Below are 20,036 nucleotides of genomic sequence, written 5' to 3'. Positions count from 1 at the left end.
CGAGGAACCCCGGCCTACCTTGTCGATCCCGACCCATCCTCCCCGTGATCCGACCTCTGGCGGCGCCGGCCACGCCCGACGGTCTGCGGCGCCGGCGGCACCGCTTCTACCGCCGGCTGCTGTTTCTGTGTCTGCTGGTGATGCTGAGCCTGGCGTTTCCCCAGACGTTGCGCCTGGCCGGATCGGCGGGCTACTTCCTGATCACGCTGTTCACCACCGTCGAGCTGGGTGGCTTCCTCGCCGGCTCGGTGGCCCGTGACTGGGGGGACCGTCTGTACCTGGCGCTGGGAGGCGCCAACCTCGTCGCCCAGCTGTACTGGCTGCTGACCCCCGAGTCGCGGCGCCTGTCCGGGGTGCCCCTGCTGCTGATCACCACCCTGTTCATCGGCTGGAGCCTGGTGCGGCTGCTGCGGACCCTGGGCCGGGAGCCCCGGGTTACCCGGTCGGTGGTGGTGGGGGCGGTGGCCGGCTATCTCCTGCTCGGCCTCAGTGGCGGCCTGGTGCTGAGCGTGCTGGAAACCATCCAGCCCGGCAGCTTCCTGGCCAACACCGCCGATGGCCAGGCCGCCATCGTCCGCTCCCACGCAGGGGTTCCCACCAGCAACCACTGGGAGCTGGACTTCGCCCGCATCAATTACTTCGCTTTCGTGAGCCTGACCACCACCGGGTATGGCGACATCACCCCAGCCCGGCCCCCGGCGCGCATGGCCAGCGTGGTGCTGGGCATCACCGGGCCGCTCTACATCGCCGTGATCCTGGGGGTGCTGATCAACCGGTTCAAGGGGCCGGAGGGGGGCGCTTCCGGCGACTGAGTCGCGCCATCCGGCGGCACGGCCCGCTCCAGGCCCACATCCACCCCGAGGTGCTGGTCGGGCCGGCCGATGATCAGCAGGGCCGTGCGCTGGCGGGTGGCGATCTGCCACATCCATTTGCTGAACAGGGCGATGCGGTTCTCGGTGTCGGGAATGAAGGCGAGATGGGCCAGGGCCCACAGGATCCAGCCGGCCAGCCCGCTCACGTGCAGCCCGCGCAGATCCGCCACCGCGTACCAGGGACCGATCACGGCCATGCTGCCCAGATCAAACCAGCGGAACGGCGCGCTTTGGCGGCCCTCGAGCCCCGCCAGGATGTCGCGCGCCACCCAGCCGCCCATCTGCACCGCCGGCCCCGCCATGCCTGGCAGCACCCGGCCGTCGGCGGTGTGGGCGTAGTGGCAGAGATCGCCCACCGCCCGGATCTCCGGGTGCCCCGGCAGCGAGAAGTCGGCCTCCACCTGCAGGCGTCCCCCCCTGTCGACCGGGGCGCCGGTGCGCTCCGCCAGCAGCCGGCCCAGGCGCGAGGCGCGCACCCCGGCGGTCCAGCAGATCGTGGCGGCCTCCAGGTCGCCGAGGCCACCGCCGCAGGCGTCCGCCTCGTCAGCGGCGGTGTCCGGGGGGCGCCGCAGGAGCACCCGGCCGGGTTCGATGGCGGCCACCATCGTGTTCAGGCGCAGCTCGACGCCGGCCCGCTCCAGGTAGGCCGCGGCGTCGGCGGAGAGAGCAGCCGCCATCGTCGGCAGCACCCGATCCACCGCATCCAGCAGGATCACACGGCACTGGGCCCTGTCGAGCTGCTTGAAGTCCCGCTCCACGGCGCGGTGCATCAGCTCGATCAGGGAACCGGCCAGTTCGCAGCCCGCCGGGCCGGCCCCCACCACCACCACCGACTGCAGGAAGCGGCGCCGCCCGGGATCCCTCGTCTGCTCGGCCTCTTCGAGGGCCATCAGCAGCCGGCGGCGAATCTCGTCGGCGTGCTCGAGGATCTTCATCGGTGGCGCCAGGGGCCGCCACTCCTCATGGCCGAAGTAGGTGCTGCCCGATCCACTGGCCAGGATCAGGTGGTCGTAGCCGTAGCGGTGGTCGTTGAAGACCACCTCCCTGGCCTCGGTGTCGATGTCGACCACTTCGCCCAGCAGGATCTGGATGTTGGGGGCCTGGCCCACCATCTGCCGCAGGGGAGACGCCACATCCGCCTCCGACACCAGACCGGAGGCCACCTGGTACAGGAGCGGCTGGAAGAGGTTGAAGTTGCGCTTGTCGATCAGGGTCACCCGCACCGGCCTGCCGGCCAGGGCGTGACAGGCCTTGAGCCCGGCGAAGCCACCGCCGACGATCACCACATGGGGCCAGTCGGCCATGGCGCCGTGGGGCGGATCCAGTTCGAGGAAGAAGCGTTCCGGGGCCATCGCACGCCTCCAGGGTCTCTCAACGTATCCAGCTCACCGGGGTACGGGTGGTAGTAAGGGCAGCGGTTTGACTGAGCAGGGAAGGCGAGGTTTGCAGCAAGCTGCTCCCGATCGTGAACAATCACGTCCTCCGCCTCGTCATGGCTCTGCTTATCCCGTAGCCATGGGTCCGTGGCCGCGGCGCGCCCTTCTTTGCTCAGGCCAGGGTGCGCCAGCCGTCGGATCATGCAAGTTGGGTTGTGGATATGGCCGTGACCCTTCTGTTGATATCTCGAGAGTGGAAACGATCGACTGACCTCTGCTGCTCGGCTGATCTCTCCTGCTGGCTCAGCACCATGATGCAGGAATGCAAGAAGGGGAGGTCATCTCTGGAGGCAACTCGATCGAAAAGGCCATGGACGCCCGTTGAATCATCACGAACTGACCCTAGGGCGCCGCTCCAGTTCAGCCAACGCCAGAAGCGGCTACTCGGCAGCACGTCACCACGGGCTTAGGATGGGACTCTTCTCCTCAAACCGTGCACTTTCGTTGCACTGACCTGCTGTGGACATTGCCCCTCCAACGAAGGGAAGCTCGGACGCAAAGCAAGATCTTGGCGTGCTTTTTGTTCATGGTATTGGACAGCAGAAACGAGGATCAACGCTCGTCAGTTTTGGAGAGCCACTTTATCGCTGGTTCCAGGAGCGCTTTGATGGCATTGCTCGCAGTTGGTTGTTTACTGGTCTGACTTTTTCCCAGCAGAGTGACTGGCTATCCCGTAAGGCGCCGAGTTGGAGCGACCCAGGGCTCTCTCTTGATCCCACCAAACACTTTGAGACGCTCAATTGCCTCATCAGTGGCCTGTCGATGGAGACGCCAGAGGGTCCGCTGATGCCGTTGGAGGAGGTGGTGAATGATGCCGCCGGTAACTTTGTGTGTGCACGTGCCTCCCTGCGTGACGCCCAGGTCACAACCACCTTTAACGATGCGCCGTCCCATGCCGTTCTTGAGCTGCATGCGTTGGACAGGGAGGGCACCCTGCACGCGTCGCGATGGTTGATGGCCGAGTCGTGGTGGGCTGAGTCGTTTGCCGCACCTCGGTTTCGTACGCTGGCCACCTGGCTCATCGCCATCGTGCCTTGGACGATGGGATCGCACTTCGGTGTTCGTGTCAGGCGGTCGGTCAGGACGTTCAAAGCTCAATCTGGCCTTGCACGATTTCCTGCAGTGCTGTCGCTGCTGAAGAATTTGTTGTTGCTGTTGTTTTCCTTGCCATTAGCTGTATTGCTTGAACTATGCATAGCTGCCGTTGTGATGCTTGGCTTGCTGCCTATTCCTGGGCTTGGCCGAGTCTTGCTCGCGATGGAAGGTCTACTGGCAAATTTTCTCGGTGATAGCCTGGTGTTGGTGGCGAGTCCGCTGCAGCAGGCGGCCATGATCGCTCAGGTGCATCGCGATCTGGTTTGGCTTTCTGACCGTTGCAAGCGTGTGGCTGTGGTTGCGCACTCCCAGGGAGGCGCGGTGGCCCACCGAGCGCTGCGCCAGGCGCGTCCGCCCGAAGTCGCTTTGCTCTTGACGTTCGGATCGGGATTGCGAAAGCTTGAGGAATTGGAGCAGATGTCCAAAGAGAATGATGGCTTCTTCGGACGTATTTATCTTACTTTCGCGGCTGTCTTGCTGATTGGATTCTCACTGACTGGAGCGAAGATTCTTGGGGCGTTTGGAGTCATGTTGACTGGAGTGATCGGCATCAGCATATTCGTTTTTTTGGTGTTCATGTATCTCTTCGAGTACCCGGCTCACGCGATCAATTGGTACGCGTCTCAATTCAGGGACCAGGGCCTATGGTGGGTGGATCTCTATGCCACCGATGACCCGGTTTCCAATGGTTCGCTCATGGATCATGAGTCTGACGTGATTGGGCCAGAGTCAATTGAAATCGTTAATGAACGCTCTCTGGCAAGAGATCACACGACCTACTGGCAAAATACCGAAGAATTTGTCTCCCGCGTATCTTGGGCTCTTTTGCATGTTGTGGGTGAGCCGTGGAAGTCACTGAGTGCACTGCCTGCCGGTTCCTTTGTTACGGGGAAGGTTCGGCGGAGATGGCGTGTGAGGTCCTTGTCCGCGGCGCACTTGCTTGCGACAGGTTCTGCTCTGGCCGTGGTTTGGTCCCATGCAGGGTCCTGGAGAACAGTGTGCATGTGGGCTTTTGCGCAGATGATCAGCGGAGTCAATGCCCTGTTTCCGGGCTTGATTCGACATGCGACGCCTGTGCCGCCTGGCAGAGAAGTCTGGTTGGCAACCTGTGGTTCCCTAATCACGATCTACGCATCAACCCGTGTGTTGCGGTGGCTATGGGAGCGATGGGGCTCTCACGAGCTGAGTAACTTTTTCGGCGTTCGTCCAGGTGCTGAGCCTGGCGCACCGGTCAGGTCGTGGGTTCAGCGTTTCAATCCGACATCAGCTGACACAAAGATTCTGAATGACATGTGGCTATTCTTCGCGATGGCTGTGACTCCAGTCTTTATGGCGATCTGGTTTGCCCCTGCCCTCGTCGGCGGCCATGTGATCCGTGTTGAGAGTGCACTGAATTGGATTCTTGGTGTCGGCCTGGCAGCCAGCGCGATGGCTCTTCTTGGCATGGATCTTGCTACCGCTCGAGCCAGAAGAATTGCGCGTGAAAGTGAGCAGGCACCTGCCAGGGCTGCAGCCAAAGAAAACTAGATCACCAGGCGCACATCATCCCGGTAGATTGATCACGCCATCTGGGCGTCCCCAGTCACACCCAGAGGAACTCCTGCCTGACTTGCTTGGGATACATCTGTTGATGATGAGCCTTGCCAAGGGGGTGCTCTTTCTCAGTCGCCTGCTCAATAACGGCACGATGATCCAAATTACCAGTCTGCTCAGATGGCCCCGGGATGCGCTTGAACGTGCTTACTCGGTGAGGAACCTGCAGGCGAAGCTTCCCTCATTCAACGATGACGCAGAGAGCCGAGTGAGAGGCACCCATCGCGGCGGTTCGGCAGCCGGCGGCGAATCTCGTCGGCGTGCTCCAGGATCTTCATCGGTGGCGCCAGGGGCCTCCACTCCTCATGGCCGAAGTAGGTGCTGCCGGCTCCACGGGCCAGGATCAGCTGGTCGTCGCCGTAGCGGTGGTTGTAGCCGTAGCGGTGGTCGTTGAAGACCACCTCCCTGGCCTCGGTGCCGATGTCGACCACTTCACCCAGCAGGATCTGGGTGCTGGGGCCCTGGCCCACCATCTGCCGCAGGGGAGACGCCACATCCGCCTCCGGCACCAGACCGGAGGCCACCTGGTGGAGGAGCGGCTGGAAGAGGTTGAAGTTGCGCTTGTCGATCGGGGTCACCCGCACCGGCTTGCCGGCCATGGCGCCGTGGGGCGGATCCAGCTTGAGGAAGAAGCGTTCCGGCGCCATCGGGCTCATCCTCAGGAACGAACCGTAGGCAGCCCACCGCGGCGGCCAGGGGGGACTGGAACTGCTAGGTTGAAAATGATTCCCATGACCGGCCCCTTGGTGGCCTGCTCCGATGCTCTCGGCCCCCTCTCTGGCCCCTGATCGGGAACGCCTGCCCGTCACCGTCCTCACGGGGTATCTCGGCTCCGGCAAGACGACGCTGCTCAACCGCATCCTCACCCACGAGCATGGCCTCAAGGTGGCGGTGATCGTCAACGAATTCGGTGAGGTGGGCATCGACAACCAGCTGGTGATCGATGCCGATGAGGAGATCTTCGAGATGAACAATGGCTGCATCTGCTGCACCGTTCGCGGGGATCTCATCCGCATCATCGGCAACCTGATGAAGCGCCGCGACCGCTTCGACCACCTCGTGATCGAGACCACTGGCCTGGCCGATCCGGCCCCCGTGATCCAGACCTTCTTCGTCGACGAGGATCTGCGGGAGCAGCTGCGGCTCGACGCGGTCGTCACCCTCGTTGATCTCCGGCATGTGGAGCAGCACTGGGAGAGCGAAGAGGTGCAGGAACAGCTGGCCTTCGCCGATGTGCTGCTGCTCAACAAGACCGATCTGGTGGAGGAAGACGCGCTCGAGGCCATCCGCCAGCGCACCCGGGCCATCAATCCCCTCGCCCGGGTGATCCCCACCTGCCGGGCCGATGCGGCGATGGACGAGATCCTGGGCGTGGGGGCCTTCGAGCTTGATCGGGCCCTGGCGATCGATCCGGAGTTCCTCGCCTCCGACCATGACCACGAACACGACGATGCCGTCAGCTCGGTGGCCTTCATCGAAGCGCGGCCAATGAGTTACAAGAAGCTGGGCGAATGGATCGACCGGCTGGTGAGCGAGCGGGGTCCCGATCTGTTCCGCATGAAGGGCATCATCCAGTTCGATGGCGAGAGCCACCGCTACGTCTTCCAGTCGGTGCACATGCTGGTCGACAGCGCCAGGGATCGCCCCTGGCGGGCCGAGGAAACCCCCCGCACCGATTTCGTGATCATCGGCCGCGATCTCGATGAATCCGCCCTGCGGGCCGGTTTCGAGGCCTGTGTCGCCTGATCCGGCCATGGCGCCCCCCCAGGCCCTGGTGCAGGAACGCCTCTGTGGCACCTGCGGCAACGCCATCACCGCCCAGGCCTGGTCGGCCGATGGTGAGTTCCTGGCGATGGCGACGGCCGGCGGCGAGCTGCTGCTGCTCGATTTCCGGGCGGGCTGCGAGGAGCTGCTGCGGGGCGAGCGCGACAGCAGCCTCGATGTGCTCGGTTTCAGTCCCGACGGTCGCTTTCTGATGGCGGCGGGCCAGAACGGCGAGCTGCTGCTCTGGGAGATGGGCGGCACGGGGGTGCGGCCGATGGCCTTCGACCCGGTGCCGTTGCAGGCCGGCTGGCTGGACGCGGCCGCCTGGCGGCCCCACGGCGCCCTGCTGGCGCTGGGGGCCGGCCGGCGGGTGCGGCTCTGGGACGGGGAGCGTCGCTCGTGGCGGGAGGAGAGCCAGGAGCTGGTGCGCACGGTGCTGTCCCTGGCCTGGAGCCGTGATGGCCAGCGGCTGGCGGCCGCCTGCCACGGCGAGGTGCTCCTCTGGCGGCCGGACGACATCGACGAGCTGCCCCAGCGTTGCGCCACCGGCTCGGCCGGCGTGGCCCTCGGCTGGTCCGACCAGGGGACCCTGCTGGCCAGCGGCCAGCTCGATGGTTCGCTGATGCTCTGGCCCGACGGTGCGGCCGGCCGTGGCTGGCAGTTCAGCGGCTTCCCCGGCAAGGTCCGCTCCCTGGCCTGGTGCGACCAGCCGGGGCGCCTGGCCCCCCTGTTGGCCGTGGCCTCCACCGACATCGCCGTGCTCTGGAGCCAGCAGGATCGCGGCGCCAAGGGCTGGAAGCCGGAGCCCCTTGTCCTGCATGAGGGCCGCGTCAACACCGTCGCCTTCGCCCCCGGCAGCAGCCTGCTGGCCAGCGCCTCCAGTGATGGCACCGTGGCGCTCTGGGATGGCCGCGGCCGCCTGCAGCAGCTGCTCGAGGGCGATGGCCAGGCCATCACCTGTCTGAGGTGGCGACCTGACGGCCGCCACCTGGCCGCCGGTGGTGACCAGGGGCAGTGGTGGCTCTGGCCGGTCACCCTGCCCCCGTCTGTCCGTTCTCGCTCCCAGCCTTCCCGCCCACCCCGTTCCGGAGGTTTCGCCCCATGATTCAGCCCCCCGTCCGCCGCCCCGTCCTGGCCATGGCCGCCGGGCTCTCCGCCCTGCTGCTGGGCTGCCGCCCCGCGGTGCAGGCACCGGACGCCCAGGCCGGCCGGGCCGATCGCCCCAGCGTGGTGACCACCTTCCTGCCGATCACCCTGTTCACCCGGGCCGTCGCGGGCGACTGCGCCGAGGTGACGGCCCTGATCCCCGCCAACAGCGGTCCCCATGACTTCCAGGCCCGGCCGGGGGATGTGGCGGCCCTGAAGAACGCCCGGGTGCTGGTCAAGAACGGTCTGGAGATGGAGTCGTTTCTGGACAAGCTGGTCAAGGGGGCCGAGAACCCGGATCTGAAGGTGATCGACTCCAGCCGCGGCATCCCCACCCTGGAGAACCCGGAGAAGGCCGCCAAGTCCCACGACGACCATGGCCACGGCGACGACCACGGCCATGACCACGACCACGGCGACGACCACGCCGAGGCGGAGGGCCAGGATCACGGCCACGACCACGGCCCGATCAATCCCCACATCTGGCTCGATCCGGTGCGCGCCGCCCAGCAGGTGGACAACATCCGGGACGGCCTGATCGCCGCCGATCCCGCCTGTGCCGACGGCTACCGCCGCAACGCCGCCGCCTTCAGCGGCCAGCTGCGCCAGCTCAACACGGAATTCGAGAAGCAGCTGGCGCCGTTCCGGGGCAAGACCTTCGTCGTCCTGCACGACTTCGCCCCCTACTTCGCCGACCGCTACGGCCTCAAGGCCGAGTACCTGGTGGATGTGCCGGAGCAGAACCCCTCGCCGGCGGATCTGGCTCGCGTGGCGGAGACCGTGAAGAGCACCCAGCTGCGGGCCCTGCTCAGCGAACCCCAGGAGGGCAACCGCTCCTTCAACGCCCTGGCGGGGGATCTGGGGATCCGCATCAGCGTCTTCGACCCGCTGGAGACGGGCTCGGAGGAGGCTTCCCGCAACCCGGGCACCTATGCCGAGGTGATGCGCCGCAATGTCACCGACCTGGTGAGCGCCTTCCGCTGATGGCCGTGCTGGAGGTCGAGGGGCTGCGGGTGGTGCGGGATGGGGTGCTGGCGGTCGACGACGTCAGCTTCCAGCTCGCGGCCGAGAGCGACACGGCCCTGGTGGGGCCGAACGGGGCCGGCAAGAGCTCGCTGGTGGGGGCGATTCTCGGCCTGATCCCCCGCCAGGCCGGGGAGGTGCGGATCCTTGGCCACCGGCTGGGGCCCGCCGGCCAGCTGCCGGCACAGGTCCGGGCCCAGCTGGCCTTCCTCCCCCAGGCCCTGCCGCTCCAGGGGCGCCTGCCCCTCACCGTGGCCGAGTTCGTCGGCTTTGGCTGGGATCCTCCCGGCCCGCGCCTGCCCTGGAGCGGCGGCGGTGCGCGCCGCTCCGCCGTGCGCTCCGCCCTGGCCAAGACGGGCTGCGGTCCGCTGGCCGGGCGCCTGCTGAGCGAGCTCTCGGGGGGCCAGCTGAAGCGGGTGCTGCTGGCGTTCTGCGTCGTGCGGCCCCGGCGCCTGCTGGTGCTGGATGAGGCCCAGGCCGGTCTGGACGCCCCCTCCACCGAACAGTTCCACAGCCTGCTGTTCGACCTGCGCCGCAGTGAGGGCTGGACGGTGCTGCAGGTCTCCCATGACCTGGACATGGTGCGCCGCAGCTGCGACCAGGTGCTGTGCCTTAACCGCCAGCTGCGCTGCAGCGGCCGTCCCGAACTGGCCCTCTCCCGGGCCCAGCTGGAGCGGCTCTACGACCCGGCCGATGTCCCCGGCCCCCCCGGGCGCCGGGCGCCCCAGGGCAGCCCCCGGATCCGATGATGGAGATGTCCCAGTTCGCCACCGTCATCGGCCAGCCGTTCATGCAGCGGGCCCTGATCGGCGGGTTGCTCACCGGGTCCCTGGGCGGCCTGCTGGGGAGCTTCGCGGTGCTGCGGCAGCTGTCGTTCTTCAGCGATGCCCTGGGTCATTCGGCCCTGCTCGGCATCAGCCTGGGCATCCTGCTGGGGCTCAATCCCACCCTGGTGCTGATCCCCTTCGCGGTGCTGTTCGCCCTGCTGGTGAACCTGCTGGTGCAGCGCAGCCAGCTCCCCACCGATGCCCTGCTGAACATCGTCTACTCCACGTCCCTGGCCTTCGCCGTGGTGGCCCTCAGCCTGGTGACCACCTACAAGGGCGGGATCCAGCAACTGCTGTTCGGCGACATCCTCGGCATCTCCTGGCTGGATCTCGCCCTGATCGCGGTGCTGCTGGTGGCGGCGGTGGCCTACCTGCTGGTGAGCCTGCGGGCCCAGGTGCTGGTCACCCTCCATGCCGATCTGGCCGGGGCCTTCGGCGTGGGCAGCCAGTGGCACCGGATCGCCTTCATCCTGCTGCTCGCTGTGGTGGTGGCGGTGTCGATCAAGGCGGTGGGGGTGCTGCTGATCAGCGCCTTCGTGGTGATTCCCGCCTGCGCTTCCCGGCTGGTGAGCCGCCGTTTCGGCACCTACCTGGTGCTCTCCTCCGTCATCGGCGGCGGCTGCGCGGTGCTGGGGCTGCTCGGCTCGGGCCTCACCAACCTGCCCTCGGGCCCCTGCGTGGTGATCGTGCAGTTCTTCGGCTTCCTGCTGGCCCTGGGCGTCAGCCTGTGGCGGCGAGAGCGGGGCAGGGCGGTCCTAGCCTGAACCAAGGGGACCGGCCGCCAGCACGATGCCGGCACAGGCCTCGGCATCGGAGAGGGCATCGTGGTGCCGGAGTGGCAGACCCAGGTGCCGGCACACATCCGGCAGCTTGGTGGGCCGCAGATTCCAGGCCTGCCGAGCCACCTGCACGGTGCAGACGAAGGGCTGGGCGGGGGGCCGCAGGCGGGCCTGCTCGCAGCAGGCCCGCAGCACACCGGCATCGAAGCTGGCGTTGTGGGCGGCGATGAACTGCGCCCCATCCAGGCAGGCCGCCAGCTGGGGCCAGAGTTCGGCGAAGGTGGGCGCATCGGCCACCTGGGGCCAGCTGATCCCGTGGATCGCGGTGAACTGGAAGGACCGGCGCGGCGGCCGGATCAGGTGGTGCTCGCGGCGCACAATGGCGCTCCCCTCCACCCGCACCAGGGCGATCGAGCAGGCGCTGTCCCTCCCCTGGTCCGCCGTCTCGAAATCCAGCGCCACGAAACAGCCCTGACGGAGATCGGTCAGGCCCTTGCGTGAGACCGGAGCCGGTGACCGCTGGATCGTCCGCAGGGCAGCGTCGCCCCTGCCCAGGAAGCGCCGCTCGTCGCGATCCAGGTTGGCGGCGCCCCAGCGGCTGCGGTACGTCCACAACTGGCGGTAGCGACGCACGTCCTGCTCCGACCAGCCCGCAGCCAGGAGTTCAGTGCTGGGGCTCGGCTCCTCCATCGGCACCAGGGGTGGGCTCGTCGCGACTGGGGGGATTCTCACCGAGAGCATTCCCGGTCAGCGCCGCGCCGCAGTGCCGGCAGTGGCGGGCGTCGGCCTGGTGGTCGGCCAGTCCGCAGGCGGGGCAAGGGGTCCCAGCCTCTGGGCGGCCCGTCGGCCGCAGCACCGACAGGCCGATCTCGGCGCTGAGGATGCCGGTGGGCACGGCAATGATGCTGTAGCCGATCAGCATCACCACCGAGGCCATGAAGCGCCCCAGGGGTGTCACCGGGGCCACATCGCCATAGCCCACCGTCGTGATCGTGACGCAGGCCCAGTAGATGGCCACCGGAATGCTGCTGAAGCCGTCATTGCCGGCCTCGATCACGTACATGAAGGCGCCGATCAGGATCACCAGCGTCACCATGGCCAGCAGGAACACGGTGATCTTGCGGCGGGCGGCGATCAGGGCGCTCCAGAGGAGTTCGGCCTCCTGCAGGTAGGCCCCCAGCTTCAGCACCCGGAACACCCGCAGCAGCCGCAGCACCCGCACCACCAGGAACAGCTGGCCGCCGCCGATCAGCAGCCCCAGGTAGGAGGGCAGGATCGCCAGCAGGTCCACCAGCCCGAAGAAGCTGGTGGCGTAGCGCCGCGGCTCCGCCACCAGCCGCAGCCGCAGCAGGTACTCAAGGCTGAACAGCAGGGTGAACCCCCACTCCAGCCCCAGGAAGGCGCCCGCCAAGCGCTGCCGCACCAACGGATCGCTCTCCAGCACCACCGCCAGCACGCTGAGGGCGATGGCCAGCATCAGCAGGGCATCGAAGGCCTTGCCGGAAGGGGTGTCCGTCTCGAGGATAGTGCGCTCCAGCCAGGGGCGCCCCACCACCCGCACCAGGGCCAGGGCCAGGACGATCAGGCCGCCCAGCAGCAGCGGCACCACCAGCATCCTCAGCCGCTCCCCAGGTAGGAGGCCCGCAGCCCCGCATCGGCGAGCAGGGCGTCGGCGCTGCCCTCAAGGGCGATGCTGCCGCCCTCCAGCACCACGCCGCGGTCGGCGATCTCCAGGGCGGCGGTGGCGTTCTGCTCCACCAGCAGCATCGAGAGCCCTTCGCTGTGCAGCGCCGCCAGGGCGGCCATCACCTCGGCCACCAGCTTCGGCGCCAGGCCCAGGCTGGGCTCATCCAGCAGCAGCAGGCTGGGCCGGCCCATCAGGGCCCGGGCGATCGCCAGCATCTGCTGCTCGCCGCCCGAGAGGTTGCCGGCCAGCTGGCGCCGCCGTTCCGCCAGGCGCGGGAACAGGCCGTAGCAGCGCTCCAGGTCGGTGGTGATGCCGGCCCGGTCGCGGCGCAGCCAGGCCCCCAGCTCCAGGTTGGTGGCCACGGTCTGGCGGGCCAGCACCCGCCGGCCCTCCGGGCAGTGGCCGATGCCGAGGCGCACCGTGCGGTGGGTGCTCACCCCCGCCAGGTCGGCGCCGCGCCACAGCACCTGGCCGGCGGCGGCGCCCACCAGCCGGGAGATGGCCCGCAGGGTGGTGCTCTTGCCGGCGCCGTTGGCGCCCAGCAAGGTCACCAGCTCCCCCTCGCGCACCTGCAGATCCAGGCCCCGCAGGGCGGTGAGGGCGCCGTAGCGCACGGTGAGGCAACGCAGCTCCAGCAGCGGCGCGCTCACGGCCGTCCCCCCAGATAGGCCTCGATCACCCGCGGATCGGAGCGCACCGCGGCGGGGCTGCCCAGGGCGATGCGCCGGCCGAAGTTGAGCACCGCCAGCCGGTCGCAGAGCCGCATCATCAGTGGCACGTGGTGCTCGATGATCAGCACCGTCAGCGCGAAGTGCTGGCGGATCGTGCCGATCAGCCGCCGCAGGTCGTCCTTTTCGGCGGGGTTCATGCCGGCGGCGGGTTCATCCAGCAGCAGCAACTGCGGCGCCGTCGCCAGGGCCCGGGCGATCTCCAGCCGGCGGCGATCGCCGTAGGGCAGGTCCCCGGCCCGCTGGTCGGCCAGGGCCTCCAGCTCCAGCAGGGTGAGCAGCTCAATCGCCCGCTCCTGCAGCTGCGCCTGCTGGCGGCGGAAGGCGCCGCTGCCCAGCAGCGACCCCAGCAGGGGGGTGCGGGCGGCGTGGTGCAGGCCCACCAGCACGTTCTCCCGCACCGACAGGCTCTCGAACAGGCGCAGGTTCTGGAAGGTGCGGGCGATGCCCAGCCGGTTGAGGCCGCTGGCCCCCAGGCCCGTGGTGGGCGCGCCCCGCCACAGGCAGCGGCCGCCGCTGGGGGGGGTGAGGCCGGAGATCACGTTGAACAGGGTGGTCTTGCCGGCGCCGTTGGGGCCGATCAGGCCGAAGATCTCTCCGTCCTCCAGCTCCAGGCTCACCTGATCGAGGGCCAGCAGGCCGCCGAAGCGGCAGCTGACGGCCTCCACCTGCAGCAGGGGCACCGGGGCGGTGCCGTCGGGGCTTCGGCTCATGGGGCCTGGGGAGCCCGGTGGCCCCGTTGGCGGCCCCGGCCGAGCAGGCCGGCCAGCCAGCGCAGCCGCTCCGCCGTGACCAGTCCCTGGGGAAAGAACAGCGGACCCAGCAGGATCACCGCCCCGAACAGGATCAGGCGCAGGTCGCCCACCGGGCGCAGCAGCTCCGGCAGGGCGGTGAGCAACAGCCCCCCCAGCACCGGCCCCGGCCACAGGCGGGAACCGCCGAACACCACGAAGGCCAGGGTGGTGATGCTGGCGTCGAAACTGCCGGCCCGGGCGTTCCAGGAGTTGAGGAAGTGGGCCGCCAGCGCACCGGTGACACCGGCGAGCACGGCGCTGGCCACGAAGGCGATCAGCTTGGTGCGGGGGGTGTCGATGCCGACGCAGGCGGCCGCCAGTTCGTCATCGCGGATGGCGGCCATGGCCCGACCCAGCCGCAGGGCCTCCAGCCGCTGGCACAGCCAGCAGGCCAGGGCCAGCAGCGCCAGGGTGAACAGCACGTACCCCTCGGGGTGGGCGAAGGGCTGGGGGATGCCGAAGATCCCCATGGCCCCGCCGGTGAAGGGCAGGTTGAGGTTGAGCACCCGCAGGATCTCCACCAGGGCGATGGTGGCGATGGCCAGGTAGATCCCCCGCAACCGCAGCACCGGGCCGCCGATCGCCAGGGCGATCAGTCCCGCCAGGGCCCCGCCCAGCACCATCTCCGCCAGCAGGGCCGGCAGCGGGGAGGTGGCGCCGCTGCCGGCGAAGACGGGGATGCCGGTGGAGAGCAGGGCGGCCACGTAGCCCCCCACCGCATAGAAGCCCGGGGTGGCCAGGGACAGCTGGCCGCAGCGCAGGGGCAGGTAGACCGAGAGCGCCAGCAGGGCGCCGAGCAGCATCTGTTCGAGCAGGGCGGCGTCCATGGTCTTCACACCTTGGTGGGCAGGGGCCGGCCCAGCAGCCCCCGGGGCCGCAGCAGCAGCACCAGGAACAGGAAGCCGTAGCTGACCGCATCCTTCCAGCCCGACCACTCGGCCGGCACCAGGGCCTCCGCCAGGCCGACGATCAGGCCCCCCAGCACCGCCCCGGGCACGCTGCCCAGCCCGCCCAGCACCAGCACCGCCAGCCCCTTGAGGCCGTAGCCGATGCCGAAGTAGGGGCCGGCGATGCTGACGCTCAGCCCCACCAGGCCACCGGCCACCCCGGCCAGAAAGCCGCTGAGCCCGAAGGCCAGGCGCACCATCGCCGTGCTGTCGATGCCCAGCAGCTGGGCGGTTTCAGCGTCCTCCGCCACCGCCTGCAGCCCCTTGCCGTTGCGGCTGCCCTCCAGCCAGACGGTGAGCAGGGCCAACAGCAGCACGGCGATCCCCAGCAGCAGGGCCTGGACCGTGCGCACCCGGGCGCCCAGCAGGGGGAAGGAGGCCGGCAGGCCGCCGAGGGCGCCGGTGGGGATGGCGTAGCTCTCCGCCCCCGCCAGCAGCTGGATCAGGTTCACCAGGATCACCCCGGCCCCCAGGCTGGTGATCAGGGCCAGCAGCGGGTCGGCCCGGCGGCGGCGCAGGGGGCGGAAGGCCACCCGTTCCACCAGCAGGGCCACCAGGGCCGCCCCCAGCCCCGCCAGGGGCAGGGCCCCCCAGAAGGGCAGGGCGACGGGCAGCTGGAAGCCCGCCAGCAGACCGTTGGCCCCCACCGCGCCGCCGATCAGCAGGTAGGTGAAGTAGGCCCCCAGGGTGAACACCGCCCCATGGGCGAAGTTGATCACCCCCAGGACCGAGAACACCAGGGTGTAGCCGAGGGCGAACAACCCGTAGACCGCCCCCACCGACAGACCGTTGACCAGGATCTGGAGCAGGTCCACCAGGGACTTACTTGAGCAGGGCGAAGCGTCCGCTGCGCCCGCCCGGATCCATGCGCACCTGGGCCACGAAGAACTGGCTCTGGACCACCTCGCCCTCCGGGGTGAAGCGGATCTCCCCCAGGGGGGTGGCGTAGGTGCCGGCCAGGATCTCCTCCATCAGCGCCTTGCGCGCGTCGGCCAGGGTGGCGCCTTTGAGGGGCTGGCGTTTGTCCAGCCGCACCAGGGCCTCGCCGATCACCTGCAGGGCCGTGTAGGCCTGGGCCGTGAGCTGGGGCGGGATGGCGCCGCCCTTGGCCGCCTGGAAGGCCTTGAGGAAGGCCGTGTTGGCGGGGGTGTCCAGTTCGGGGCTGTAGGCCTGGGCGATCAGCAGCCCGTCGCAGTACTTCTGGCAGATCGGGTAGATGTTGGGGGTGTTCATGCCGTTGCCGGCCACGATCAGGCCCTTGTAGCCCAGCTCCCTGAGCTGGCGGATCAGGTTGCCGCCGTCCACCGCCTGCAGCGACAGCACGATCAGGTCGGGCTTCTCCCGCAGGGCGGCGCTGATCTGGTTCTGGAAGTCCTGGTCGTTGAGCTGGGTGCGCTGCACCGTGACGGGATCGAGGCCCTTCTGCTTGAGGGCCGTCTGGAAGATGGTGGTCTCGGCGGTGCTGTAGGCGTCGTCCTGGGCGTAGAACACCGCCGCCCGCTTCAGGCCCGGCTGGATTGACAGGGCCCGGTCGATGGCCAGGGGCGCGATCACCGAGCTCTGGGCCGAGACCCGGCTGATGAAGAAACCGATCTCCGGGATGCCGGTGGCGGTGTTGGAGGGGGCCACCACCGGCACGCCGCGGCGCTGGGCGATCGGGTCGGCAGAGAAGGCCTGCTGGGAGAGGGTGGGGCCGACCAGGGCCAGCACGCCCCGGTTGATCTGCAGGGTGAAGGCCGCGTTGGCCCCCGGCTCGTCGCTGCCGCTGTCCTCCAGGGCCAGCTTCAGGGGGTTGCCGTTGATGCCGCCGGCGCCGTTGCGGTGCTGGAGCGCCAGCTCCAGGCCGATCTTCTGGTCCTGGCCGTAGACGTTGGCGTTGCCCGTCAGGGCGAGCACCGCCCCTACCGGCACGCCGCCGGCCAGATCGAGGGGCTGGCTGCCGGGGTCGGTGGCGCAGCCCGCCAGCAGGGTCAGGGTCAGCAGCCCGGTGCCGACCCCCAGCAGACGACCGACGCTCACGCCAGCGAGAGGAAGACGTCGCGGAAGGCGTCGATGGTGGCGTCGATGTCGGCGTCGCTGTGGGCCAGGGAGGTGAAGCCCGCCTCGAAGGCGCTCGGTGCCAGGTAGACGCCGCGTTCGAGCATGCCGCGGTGCAGGCGGCCGAAGCGCACCGTGTCGGCGGCCTTGGCCTGCTCGAAGTTGTGCACCGGCCCCTCGCAGAGGAAGAAGCCGAACATGGCGCTGATGCTGCCACCGCAGAAGGGGATGCCCGCCTCGGCGGCGGCGGCGCGGACGCCGTCGATGAGCCGTTTGGTGATCGTTTCCAGCCGCTCGTAGGTGCCGGGCTGGCTGAGCAGCTGCAGGGTCTTGATGCCGGCGGTCATGGCCAGGGGATTGCCGCTCAGGGTGCCCGCCTGATACATGGGGCCGGCGGGGGCCACCATCGCCATGATGTCGGCCCGGCCGCCGTAGGCGCCCACCGGCAGGCCGCCGCCGATGACCTTCCCCATGGTGGTGAGGTCCGGGGTGACCCCGAAGCGGGCCTGGGCCCCGCCGTAGCTGATGCGGAAGCCGGTCATGACTTCGTCGAACACCAGCAGGGCGCCATTCTCCTTGGTGAGTTCGCGCAGGCCCTCCAGGAAGCCGGGCTCGGGGGTGATGAAGCCCGCATTGCCCACCACCGGCTCGAGGATCACCCCGGCGATCTCCCCGGGGTTGTTGGCGAACAGCTGTTTGACCGACTCCAGGCAGTTGTAGGGGGCGGTGAGGGTGCCGGCGGTGACGGCGCGGGGCACACCGGGGGAGTCGGGCAGGCCGAGGGTGGCCACCCCGGAGCCCGCCTTGACCAGGAACATGTCGGCGTGGCCGTGGTAGCAGCCCTCGAACTTGATCACTTTCTCCCGGCCGGTGAAGGCGCGCATCAGCCGCAGCACCGCCATGCAGGCCTCGGTGCCGGAGTTGACGAAGCGCACCATCTCCACCGAGGGCACGGCGGCGATGACCAGTTCGGCCAGCTCGTTCTCGAGCACGCAGGGGGCGCCGAAGCTGGTGCCCTTCTCCAGAGCCTGGTGGAGGGCGGCGATCACCTCGGGATGGCTGTGGCCGCAGATGGCGGGCCCCCAGCTGCCGACGTAGTCGATGTAGCGGTTGCCGTCGACGTCCCAGGCGTAGGCCCCTTTGACCCGGTCGAAGACGATCGGTTGGCCGCCCACCGACTTGAAGGCCCGCACGGGGGAACTGACGCCCCCGGGCATGAGGGTCTGGGCGGCGGCGAAGATCTCCTCGGATCGGGTGGTGAGGAGGGAAGGGGCCGAGGCGGGCGCTGAAGGGGTGGCCGAACTCAAGGCGGGATCCGCGGAAGGTGGAGGCAATCGTTTCCCATCCTGACCCAGAAGGGTGCCGGGGTGCCGGGCGTCGGTAAGTTCGGAAGCAATGGCACCCCCTTCACCGGCCCACCGGACCCCTTCCGTGACGATCGACTGGGCAGCGATGGAGCGTGACTGCCGCGCCCTGCTGCCGGCGCGGGCGGTGGTGGCGGCGCCCCAGGAACTGCTCGCCTACGACTGCGACGGCCTCACCCTGCACCGGGCCCAGCCCCCCCTGGTGGTGCTGCCCGAAACCACCGAACAGGTGGCCGCCATCCTGCGGCTGTGCCACCGCCACGGGGTGCCTTTCCTGGCGCGAGGCAGCGGCACCGGCCTCTCGGGGGGCGCCCTGGCGGAGAACGGAGCGCTGGTGATCGCCACCAGCCGCATGCGCTCGATCCTCGATGTCGATCTGGCCAACCGGCGCATCACCGTGCAGCCGGGGGTGATCAACGGCTGGGTCACCCGGGCGGTGGCCGGCGACGGCTTCTACTACGCCCCGGACCCCTCCAGCCAGGTGGTCTGCTCGATCGGCGGCAACGTGGCCGAGAACTCCGGCGGCGTGCACTGCCTCAAGTACGGCGTCACCAGCAACCACGTGCTGGAGATGGAGGTGGTGCTCCCTGACGGCACGGTCACCACCCTGGGCAGCGGCCTGGCCGAGACCCCCGAGCTGGATCTGCGCGGGGTGTTCATCGGCAGCGAGGGCACCCTCGGCATCGCCACCGCCATCACCCTGCGGCTGCTGCGGGCGCCCCAGAGCGTGGCGGTGCTGCTGGCCGATTTCACCGCCATGGAGGCCGCCGGTGAGGCGGTGCGCCTGGTCACCGCCGCCGGGGTGCTGCCGGCCGGGATGGAGATCATGGACAACTTCACCATCAACGCCGTCGACGATCTCTTCGGCCGGGACGAGTATCCCCGCGATGCGGCTGCCGTGCTGTTGATTGAACTGGACGGGCAGGAGCGGGAGGTGGCCGCCGCCGTGGAGATGGCCGGTGAACTCTGCCGACAGGCCGGTGCCCGCACGATCCGGCGGGCCTCCAGCGAGGCCGACCGGGCCCTGCTGTGGAAGGGCCGCAAGTCCGCCTTCGCCGCCGTCGGCCGCATCACCCCCACCTACTACGTCCAGGACGGCGTCGTGCCCCGCAGCGCCCTGCCTTCGGTGCTGGCGGCGATCGAGGAGCTCAGCCGCCGCTACGACCTGCCGGTGGCCAACGTGTTCCATGCCGGCGACGGCAATCTCCACCCCCTGATCCTGTATCGGGCCGATGAGCCCGGTGTGACCGACCGGGTGCAGGCGCTGGGGGCCGACATCCTGCGCCTCTGCATCGACGCGGGCGGCAGCATCACCGGCGAGCACGGGGTGGGCAGCGACAAGCGCTGCTACCTCGACTGGATGTTCGCTCCCGACGACCTGGCCACCATGCGCCTGGTGCGCGAGGCCTTCGACCCGGCGGGCCTGGCCAACCCCGGCAAGATCTTCCCCACCCCGCGCAGCTGCGGCGAATCGGCCCGGCTCCAGGCGACGTCGCTCACCGTGCGGGTCGACGCCCTCTCCGCCGGTGCCGCCCAGCCGCCCAGCCTGGAGCCCCTCGATGTTTTCTGAGCCCGTCCGAGGGGACGGTTCTACGTTGGGAGGACCTTCTCCCCTGGCGCTCCATGCTGATCCGCCCGATGGCCCGTCTGGGTGTCGCTCTGGGTGTCACAGGCAGCCTGCTGACCGCAGCGCCGGTTTTCGCCCAGTCCCCGGTCGTCAATCTGGTGGCCAAGAAAGTGATCGAGCGCTATCAGAAATCCAGCTGCGAGCAGCTCTGGGCCGCCCGCAGCGAGCGGCGTGGGTCCCAGGAGCAGCGTGTGCTCGACATGCTCAATGACGATCCCCAGCTGCGTCAGTCCTTCATCGACCAGGTCGCCGCTCCGGTGATGAACAAGCTGTTCGTCTGCGGGATGCTCCCTTGACTGCCGGCTTCCGCTGCCCAC

The 20,036-nt window shown here is 68.9% G+C and carries 18 protein-coding genes and 1 pseudogene; 9 read left to right on the top strand and 10 right to left on the bottom strand.

What is annotated here, in order from left to right; all coding sequences use genetic code 11:
• The first annotated feature begins 44 nt into the window (after positions 1–44).
• Positions 45–812, top strand: a complete 768-nt coding sequence (locus VB738_RS13305; protein WP_323306197.1) for a potassium channel family protein — start codon at positions 45–47, stop codon at positions 810–812.
• Here the strand turns inward: VB738_RS13305 and VB738_RS13300 are convergent.
• The gene (locus tag VB738_RS13300; protein ID WP_323306196.1) at positions 740–2,224 is read right to left on the bottom strand and encodes an NAD(P)/FAD-dependent oxidoreductase; all 1,485 of its coding nucleotides are present in this window, start codon (positions 2,222–2,224) and stop codon (positions 740–742) included. The genes VB738_RS13305 and VB738_RS13300 overlap by 73 nt on opposite strands.
• 543 nt (positions 2,225–2,767) lie before the next feature.
• On the opposite strand from VB738_RS13300, the gene VB738_RS13295 reads away from it, so the two are divergent.
• Positions 2,768–4,930: a hypothetical protein gene (locus tag VB738_RS13295; RefSeq protein WP_323306195.1), complete on the top strand. Its 2,163-nt coding sequence runs from the start codon at positions 2,768–2,770 to the stop codon at positions 4,928–4,930.
• 302 nt (positions 4,931–5,232) lie between these two features.
• On the opposite strand, the pseudogene VB738_RS13290 reads toward VB738_RS13295, so the two are convergent.
• Positions 5,233–5,643, bottom strand: a pseudogene (locus VB738_RS13290) (NAD(P)/FAD-dependent oxidoreductase); the annotation flags it as partial.
• A gap of 112 nt (positions 5,644–5,755) precedes the next feature.
• On the opposite strand from VB738_RS13290, the gene VB738_RS13285 reads away from it, so the two are divergent.
• The 5 genes from VB738_RS13285 to VB738_RS13265 are packed head-to-tail and all read left to right on the top strand — an operon-like array spanning position 5,756 to position 10,520.
• Complete coding sequence (locus VB738_RS13285; protein ID WP_323306194.1) at positions 5,756–6,742, top strand: GTP-binding protein; 987 nt, start codon at positions 5,756–5,758, stop codon at positions 6,740–6,742.
• Positions 6,743–6,749: 7 nt separating this feature from the next.
• Complete coding sequence (locus VB738_RS13280) at positions 6,750–7,865, top strand: hypothetical protein (protein ID WP_323306193.1); 1,116 nt, start codon at positions 6,750–6,752, stop codon at positions 7,863–7,865.
• On the top strand, positions 7,862–8,890 hold the full coding sequence (locus VB738_RS13275) for a metal ABC transporter solute-binding protein, Zn/Mn family (RefSeq protein ID WP_323306192.1): 1,029 nt from the start codon (positions 7,862–7,864) through the stop codon (positions 8,888–8,890). The genes VB738_RS13280 and VB738_RS13275 overlap by 4 nt, the downstream gene beginning before the upstream one ends.
• Positions 8,890–9,678, top strand: a complete 789-nt coding sequence (locus VB738_RS13270) for a metal ABC transporter ATP-binding protein (RefSeq protein ID WP_323306191.1) — start codon at positions 8,890–8,892, stop codon at positions 9,676–9,678. Before VB738_RS13275 ends, VB738_RS13270 begins: the two co-directional genes overlap by 1 nt.
• Entirely contained in the window at positions 9,675–10,520 is an 846-nt protein-coding gene (locus VB738_RS13265) for a metal ABC transporter permease (protein WP_323306190.1), read from the top strand. Before VB738_RS13270 ends, VB738_RS13265 begins: the two co-directional genes overlap by 4 nt.
• Here the strand turns inward: VB738_RS13265 and VB738_RS13260 are convergent.
• From VB738_RS13260 to hemL, 8 genes are read right to left on the bottom strand one after another with little or no spacing between them, the layout of a single operon-like run.
• Positions 10,512–11,225 carry a 3'-5' exonuclease gene (locus VB738_RS13260; protein WP_323306189.1) on the bottom strand — a complete coding sequence of 238 codons (714 nt, stop codon included), beginning with the start codon at positions 11,223–11,225 and terminating at the stop codon, positions 10,512–10,514. The two genes, VB738_RS13265 and VB738_RS13260, sit on opposite strands and share 9 nt — an antisense overlap.
• Positions 11,200–12,150 carry an ion transporter gene (locus VB738_RS13255; RefSeq protein ID WP_323306188.1) on the bottom strand — a complete coding sequence of 317 codons (951 nt, stop codon included), beginning with the start codon at positions 12,148–12,150 and terminating at the stop codon, positions 11,200–11,202. The genes VB738_RS13260 and VB738_RS13255 overlap by 26 nt, the downstream gene beginning before the upstream one ends.
• 2 nt (positions 12,151–12,152) lie before the next feature.
• A complete protein-coding gene (locus VB738_RS13250) occupies positions 12,153–12,872 on the bottom strand; it encodes an ABC transporter ATP-binding protein (protein WP_323306187.1) in 720 nt (239 codons plus the stop codon).
• On the bottom strand, positions 12,869–13,663 hold the full coding sequence (locus VB738_RS13245) for an ABC transporter ATP-binding protein (RefSeq protein WP_323306186.1): 795 nt from the start codon (positions 13,661–13,663) through the stop codon (positions 12,869–12,871). The genes VB738_RS13250 and VB738_RS13245 overlap by 4 nt, the downstream gene beginning before the upstream one ends.
• Positions 13,660–14,571: a branched-chain amino acid ABC transporter permease gene (locus tag VB738_RS13240; RefSeq protein WP_323306185.1), complete on the bottom strand. Its 912-nt coding sequence runs from the start codon at positions 14,569–14,571 to the stop codon at positions 13,660–13,662. Before VB738_RS13240 ends, VB738_RS13245 begins: the two co-directional genes overlap by 4 nt.
• A gap of 5 nt (positions 14,572–14,576) precedes the next feature.
• Positions 14,577–15,506 carry a branched-chain amino acid ABC transporter permease gene (locus VB738_RS13235; RefSeq protein WP_323306184.1) on the bottom strand — a complete coding sequence of 310 codons (930 nt, stop codon included), beginning with the start codon at positions 15,504–15,506 and terminating at the stop codon, positions 14,577–14,579.
• 7 nt (positions 15,507–15,513) lie between these two features.
• Positions 15,514–16,710, bottom strand: coding sequence for an ABC transporter substrate-binding protein (locus tag VB738_RS13230; RefSeq protein WP_323306183.1), 1,197 nt, complete (start codon positions 16,708–16,710; stop codon positions 15,514–15,516).
• Positions 16,707–18,035 (bottom strand): glutamate-1-semialdehyde 2,1-aminomutase, encoded by a 1,329-nt coding sequence (gene hemL / locus VB738_RS13225; RefSeq protein ID WP_254975970.1) that lies wholly within the window; start codon positions 18,033–18,035, stop codon positions 16,707–16,709. The genes VB738_RS13230 and hemL overlap by 4 nt, the downstream gene beginning before the upstream one ends.
• Before the next feature lie 145 nt (positions 18,036–18,180).
• Between hemL and VB738_RS13220 the strand changes: the two genes are divergently transcribed.
• Positions 18,181–19,662: an FAD-linked oxidase C-terminal domain-containing protein gene (locus VB738_RS13220; RefSeq protein WP_416233181.1), complete on the top strand. Its 1,482-nt coding sequence runs from the start codon at positions 18,181–18,183 to the stop codon at positions 19,660–19,662.
• A gap of 53 nt (positions 19,663–19,715) precedes the next feature.
• Positions 19,716–20,015 (top strand): hypothetical protein, encoded by a 300-nt coding sequence (locus VB738_RS13215; RefSeq protein ID WP_323243557.1) that lies wholly within the window; start codon positions 19,716–19,718, stop codon positions 20,013–20,015.
• The last annotated feature ends 21 nt before the right edge of the window (positions 20,016–20,036 follow it).

Origin of the sequence: Cyanobium gracile UHCC 0139 (assembly GCF_034931325.1) — a bacterium.
Classification (GTDB): domain Bacteria; phylum Cyanobacteriota; class Cyanobacteriia; order PCC-6307; family Cyanobiaceae; genus Cyanobium; species Cyanobium gracile_B.
The sequence above is the reverse complement of the archived record's forward strand: the minus strand, read 5'-3'. Positions and strand labels throughout refer to the sequence as shown.